Raw genomic sequence first — 1,370 nt, forward strand, 5'->3', positions numbered from 1 at the left:
TAACGTAGGTTGGATACTGCTAGACCAACGGCGGCTGCTTGCCTTGCCTCTTTCCGTACGCTCTTAATATCATAACTTAAAATATTAAACTTCATATCTGTATATCGGTCAGACCGATCAACAGCATCATCAATGGCATTAATAACAATATTATCCACCCGACTATCCGTATATTTTTTTGCATCATCGAGAACAATTTTCATCTGTTGCTGAGTGTAATCATGTAGTTGACCACCATTCACAGCTTCTTTCGAACCTTGTTCAATGCGACCATTGGCAACATTATCAATCATAACAGGTTCACTTTCGTTGCCACCTTTTAGAGTGATCTTATTGGTTTTTTTACCATCAGCATCTTTATCATAGTTAACTGCACCATCAGAAAGATTATTAACCGTGTTCTCAATATTATCAACTCTGTCTTCAATATTGAAAACCGTTTCACCAATATTCGTAACCGTAGTGGAAATATTGTCGACTCTGTTTTCAATATGCTTAATATCTTTTTCAACGCCAGTGATACGTTCGTTGGTTTCCCAAAGCTGTCCACCATTGACTGCATCTTTTGAACCTTCTGCAATTTTACCATCTGCTACATTGATAATCTTACTTGGTTGACCATCATGGCTAGCGTCATAAGCTTTTTTCTGCTCATTCCAATTTAAACCATTGGACGAGACATTGTTTTCAACACTTTGAATACGGTCGTTTATCTTAGACATACTCTCACTTACGCCGTCAAAAGCACTGGCAACGTTATGATAATCCTTCTTTTCACCAGAGCTCCCGTCAGCCTTGAATTGTGCTATCTTGAAAGTAGGAGCAGTCCATTCTCCATTATTATAGCCAGCGCCACCACCAAAATATGCAGCAAGCTGATTACTCATCAAATAAAGTTGCGAACCATTTATAGCATCGGTTGAGTTAGCAGAAATATCTCCATTAGCAAGAAACTTAATTTTGCTATTTTCTTTGTCTGCTCCATGCTGTGCTACAAATGCCTGCTCATCATTGCTCCACAACAAAGCATCCCCTTTGACTTCTTGTGTAATATCATTGATTTTTTGTGTAAAATTATTGACCACATTCGTGAGATGACTATTCACACTCTTCACATTTGCATCGAGACCACTCAAAGCTGAGCCAACATCATGATAATTGGCTTTTGCCACCTGACCATCTTCAACAATAACAGATAAACTATAGTTTGGTCCTTTAAAAGCACCATTTTCGAACGAGGCACCACCACCAAAATAATTTGCTATATCTCCAGATATTTTATTAATTTGGTTCCCATTGATCGCATCATGCGAATCTTCAGCAATTTTCCCATCTTTAACATTATGGAGGGAAACGGGTGCTGTAGTCTT

Annotated in this window: 1 pseudogene; it reads right to left on the reverse strand. The window is 38.4% G+C overall.

The features are described 5' to 3' along the window. Positions 1–1,370: pseudogene (locus ACFINS_RS09630) on the reverse strand (hypothetical protein); the annotation flags it as partial.

This window comes from Bartonella sp. AA2SXKL, assembly GCF_042197205.1.
Classification (GTDB): Bacteria; Pseudomonadota; Alphaproteobacteria; order Rhizobiales; family Rhizobiaceae; genus Bartonella.